This is a genomic window from Kineococcus esterisolvens (assembly GCF_050871405.1).
Classification (GTDB): Bacteria; Actinomycetota; Actinomycetes; order Actinomycetales; family Kineococcaceae; genus Kineococcus.
This window is the reverse complement of the sequence record NZ_JBJLRI010000131.1, coordinates 1-5,028: the sequence shown is the minus strand read 5'-3', so window position 1 is coordinate 5,028 and position 5,028 is coordinate 1. Positions and strand designations below refer to the sequence as shown.

The window sequence follows — 5,028 nt, the reverse complement described above, 5'->3', positions numbered from 1 at the left end:
CACCACGGGGCCTGGGAGCGGGAGGGCAGCCCCGCCGCCTCCCCCCCCCCCCCCCGGGCGCGGGCCCCCCGCACGCCCCCGGGGCGGCCCCCGCCCCCCCCAGCGGCTCAGCGCGAGGCTGCCGGCCACGGAGACCGCCAGGGCCGCGGCCGCGGCGCCCAGCACCAGCGGCAGCTGCTCCAGCAGGTCCTGCGCCAGCGTTCGGGTCGTGACCCCGGCGGCGACGGCACCCACGACGCGGCCGTCGGCGGCGCGCACCGGCACCACCGCCCGCACCGAGGGGCCGAGGGTGCCGGTGTAGGTCTCCACGACCCGCCCGCCGGCCAGCGCGGCCGCGGCGTTGCCGAGGAAGCGGCCCCCCACCCGGGCGGGGTCGGGGTGCGTCCAGCGCACGGTGGCGGTGTCCATGACGGTGATGAAGTCCGCGCCGGTGCGCTCGCGGACCTCCTCCACGTGCACGCGCACGGCGGCGCGCTCGTCGGCCAGGGCCGGGTCGGTGGTGCCGCCGGGCACGGCCAGGGCGGTGCGCACGCCGGGGTCGGTGGCCACGGCCCCGGCGACGGCGGTGACCAGCTCGGCGGCGTCGCGGCGGCCGTCGGCGCGCAGCTGCCACACCAGCGCCGCGCTGCAGCCGGCGGTGACGACGGAGACGACGAGCAGCTGCAGGACGAGCACCCGCGAGGCGAGGGTCCAGCGGAGCCGGCGGCGGGGCGAGGGCACCGCGCCCCGGGCGCGGCGGGCGGCGTCGTGAACGAAAGGAGCAGAAGCACGACCGGCGCGCGGGCGTGTGAGCACCATCACCTCCGTACCCCCCGGTCACAGGAGGATCCCATGAGCACAGGCGCTCAGCCCGGCACCCGCACGAAGGACCGCACCCACTACCTCTACATCGCCGTCATCGCCGCCGTGGCGCTCGGCATCGCGGTGGGGCTGCTGTTCCCCGACGCGGGCAAGGCGCTGAAGCCCCTCGGCACGGGCTTCGTGAACCTCGTCAAGATGATGATCTCCCCGATCATCTTCTGCACGATCGTGCTGGGCATCGGGTCGGTGCGCAAGGCCGCCCAGGTGGGCCGGGTGGGCGGCACCGCGCTGCTGTACTTCATGGTGATGAGCGCGTTCGCGCTGGTCGTCGGCCTGGTCGTCGGCAACCTGCTGCCGACCACGGACCTACAGCTGACGGAGGACCTGCGCGGGCGCGGCAGCGAGCTCGCCGAGACCGCCCACGAGTCCGGCGGCACGGTCGACTTCCTGCTGGGCATCATCCCGACGTCGCTGCTGTCCGCCCTCACGGACGGGTCGGTGCTGGAGACGCTGTTCGTCGCGCTGCTGGTCGGCTTCGCGATCCAGGGCCTCGGCGAGCGCGGCGAGAGCGCCCTGCGCGGCGTCGAGACCATCCAGCGGATCGTCTTCAAGGTCCTGGCGATGGTCATGTGGGTCGCGCCGGTCGGCGCGTTCGGCGCCATCGCCGCCGTCGTCGGCGAGACCGGCGTCGACGCCCTCAAGGCGCTGGCGATCGTCATGGTCGGCTTCTACGTCACCTGCGCGCTGTTCATCTTCATCGTCCTGGGCCTGCTGCTGCGGGTGGCGGCGAAGACGTCGATCTTCTCGCTGCTGCGCTACACCGCCCGCGAGCTGCTGCTCATCGTCTCCACGTCCAGCTCCGAGACGGCCCTGCCGCGGCTCATCGCGAAGATGGAGCACCTGGGCGTCTCCCGCCCCACCGTCGGCATCGTCGTGCCGACCGGGTACTCCTTCAACCTCGACGGCACCGCCATCTACCTGACGATGGCCTCGCTGTTCATCGCGAACTCCCTGGGCGACCCGCTGTCGGTCGGTGAGCAGGTGTCCCTGCTGGTGTTCATGGTCATCGCCTCCAAGGGCGCCGCGGGCGTCTCCGGGGCCGGCCTGGCCACCCTGGCGGGCGGGCTGTCCTCGCACCGCCCGGAACTGCTGGACGGCGTCGGCCTCATCGTCGGCATCGACCGCTTCATGTCCGAGGCGCGCGCCATCACCAACTTCATCGGCAACGCGGTGGGCACCGTCGTCATCGGCACCTGGACCGGGCAGATCGACCGGGCCCGCGCCGCGCGGGTCCTGGCCGGGGAACTGCCGTTCGACGAGCGGACCATGGACCCCTCGCACGCCGAGGTCCTGGAGCCGGAGACCGGTGCGGGAGGCGCGCCCGCCCCGCGCGAGGTGGCCGGCAGGCGCTGACGGACCCCCGGCCGGCGCCACCGGCCCCACCGACGAGGCCCCCGCCGCGCACGAGGCGGGGGCCTCACCCACGTCGGGTCGAGGAGTCAGACGCGGAACCGCCCGACCTGGTCGCGCAGGCGACCCGCCAGCGTGGTGAGCTCGTGCACCGCCACGCGCGTCTGGGCGACGCCCTCGCTGGTGACGGACGCGGCCTCGGCGACGCTGCCGACGTTCTCGGCGATCTGGCCGCTGCCGGCGGCGGCGTCGGCGACGTTGCGGTTCATCTCGCCCGTCGTGGCGGTCTGCTCCTCCACCGCGGAGGCGATGGTGCCCTGGTGGTCGGAGATGGTCGTGATGACCTGGGCGATCTCGGCGATCGCCGTGACCGCGGACTCGGCGTCGGACTGGATGCGCGCGACCCGCTGGGCGATGTCCTCGGTGGCCTGCGCGGTCTGCACGCTCAACTCCTTGACCTCGCCCGCGACGACCGCAAAGCCCTTGCCCATCTCGCCGGCGCGGGCGGCCTCGATGGTGGCGTTCAGCGCCAGCAGGTTCGTCTGCTCGGCGATCGCGGTGATGGAGCGCACCACGTCGCCGATCTCGCGGGAGGACTCCCCCAGCGCCGAGACGGTGGCGTTCGTGGCGTCGGCCAGGCCGACGGCCGTGGCGGCGACGCGGGCGACCTCGGCGGTGCCGGAGGAGATCTCCGAGATCGCCGTGCCCATCTCGCCCGCGCTGGCGGCGACGGTCTGCAGGTTGCCGGACACCTCGGACGCGGCGGCGGAGACGATGCCCGCCTGGGTGGAGGTGCGGTCGGCGGAGTCCGCGATGCTGGCGGCGGTGGCGGTCATCTCCTCCGCGGCGGCGGAGACGGCGGTGGAGGAGTCGCTCACCTCCGAGACCAGCGAGCGCAGGTTGCCCAGCGCGGTGTTGAGGGCACGGGCCGTCTGGCCGATCTCGTCCGTGGAGTCCACGACGACGTCACGGGTGAGGTCGCCGTCGGCGAGCGCGACGGCGCTGTCCTGCACGCGGCGCACCTGGCGCACGATCGCGGACGCCACCAGCAGGGCCAGGGCGATCGCGAGCGCGAGGCCGACGGCGCCGACGGCCACGACGAGGCGCACGGCGCCGGCGGCCTCGGCCTTCGCCTCCACGATCCGGCTGTCGCCGATGGCGGTCTGGGCCTCCATCTCGTCGAACATCGCGTTCAGCGCCTGGGTGGTCAGGTCGCGCACCTGCGCCTGGTAGGCGGCCTCGTAGGCGACGGCGCCCTCCTCGGCGACGGGCTGGATGGCGTCGGCGGCGGCGAAGTAGGCGTCGAGGGTGTCACGCAGCGTGGCCATCGCCTCGGAATCCACCTCGTAGGGCGCGTACGCCTGCAGGGAGGCGTCGAGCTTGACGCGGAACTCGTCGCGCTCGGTCACCATCTCGGCGCGGTCGGCGGGGGCGACGGGGCCGTACTCGATGACGCGGGTCTTGGTGGCCTGCAGCCAGCGCTGGGCGGCGACGAGGTCGCCGCGGGGCACGACGTGCTCGGCGTAGAGGCGCTGCATGGAGTCGCTGAGGTGCACGACGCGGCCGATCCCGACCGCACCGATGAGCACGGACACCACGGTCATGACCGCGATGACGGCACTGATCTTGCCTCGGACCGACAGGTTCCCCAGGAGGCGCTTCACCCGGTGCTCATCGGCTGCCCCGGCCGGGCGCTTGAGCGGGCACCCGGCCGGGCGTCAGCGCGAACCGAGGGTGAGGACCTCCCGCACCAGCGGGGCGATCTGCTCGGCCTCCACCAGGAAGCCGTCGTGCCCGGCGGTGGAGGAGATCACGCGCAGGCCCCCCACGGCGGCGGGGCTGGCGGCGGTGCGGGCCGAGTCGGCCACCGGGTACAGCCGGTCGGAGTCCACGGCCGCCACCACCATCGGGGTGCGGGCCGCGGCGAGCGCGGCGTCCGTGCCGCCGCGCCCGAGGCCGACGTCCCAGGTGTTCAGGGCGTCGGTGAGCGCGACGTAGCTGCCGGCGTCGAAGCGGTGCACGAGCTTGGCGGCGTGGTGGTCCAGGTAGGACTGCACGGCGAAGCGGCCCGGGTGCACGGGCGCCAGGGGGTCCTCGCCGGGCTGGGCCGTGCGCCCGAAGCGCTCCTGCAGCTCGGCACCGCTGCGGTAGCTCAGGTGCGCGAGGCGGCGCGCCAGGCCCAGGCCGGTGTGCGGGCCCTGCCCGGCGGGCAGGTCGTGGTAGTCGCCGCCGTGCCAGCCGGGGTCGGAGACGACGGCGGTGATCTGGGCGCTCTGGGCACCGATCTGGTCGGCGGTGGAGGCCGCGCAGGTGGCCAGGACGAGCGCGGCGCCGACGCGGTCCGGCTGCGCGACGGCCCACTCCAGGGAACGCATCCCGCCCATCGACCCGCCGAGGACGGCGACGAAGCGGGCGATGCCGAGGGCGTCGGCCAGCCGGACCTCCGCGGCGACCTGGTCGCCGACGGTGATGCGCGGGAACGCCGAGCCCCACGGCTGCGCGGAGCCGGGCCGGCGGGAGGCGGGGCCGGTGCTGCCCTGGCAGCCGCCGAGGACGTTGGCGGCCACGACGAAGAAGCGGTCGGTGTCCAGCGCCTTGCCGGGGCCGACGAGCTCGGGCCACCACCCGGGGGTGGGGTGACCCTCACCGGCCTCGCCGACCACGTGGGAGTCGCCGGTGAGGGCGTGCTCGACGAGGACCGCGTTGGAGCCGTCGGGGGGGGGGGGGGGGGGCCGGGGGGGGGCCCGGCGGGCCCCGGGCGGCCCCCCCCCCCCCCCCCCCCCCCCCCCCCCCCCCCCCCCCCCCCCCCCGCCCCCC

3 protein-coding genes and 1 pseudogene are annotated in these 5,028 nt (G+C 75.3%); 1 reads left to right on the top strand and 3 read right to left on the bottom strand.

Annotated elements, in window-relative coordinates; all coding sequences use genetic code 11:
* A pseudogene (locus ACRYR8_RS20965) lies at positions 1 to 675 on the bottom strand (hypothetical protein); the annotation flags it as partial.
* Positions 676 to 831: 156 nt separating this feature from the next.
* Here ACRYR8_RS20965 and ACRYR8_RS20960 point away from each other — a divergent pair.
* Positions 832 to 2,214 (top strand): cation:dicarboxylate symporter family transporter, encoded by a 1,383-nt coding sequence (locus ACRYR8_RS20960; RefSeq protein ID WP_432484420.1) that lies wholly within the window; start codon positions 832 to 834, stop codon positions 2,212 to 2,214.
* 86 nt (positions 2,215 to 2,300) lie between these two features.
* Here the strand turns inward: ACRYR8_RS20960 and ACRYR8_RS20955 are convergent, their stop codons facing one another.
* Complete coding sequence (locus tag ACRYR8_RS20955; RefSeq protein WP_432484418.1) at positions 2,301 to 3,875, bottom strand: methyl-accepting chemotaxis protein; 1,575 nt, start codon at positions 3,873 to 3,875, stop codon at positions 2,301 to 2,303.
* Positions 3,876 to 3,929: 54 nt separating this feature from the next.
* Positions 3,930 to 5,028: homoserine O-acetyltransferase MetX (metX, locus tag ACRYR8_RS20950; protein WP_432486209.1), on the bottom strand; the 1,099-nt coding region annotated here is incomplete at its 5' end.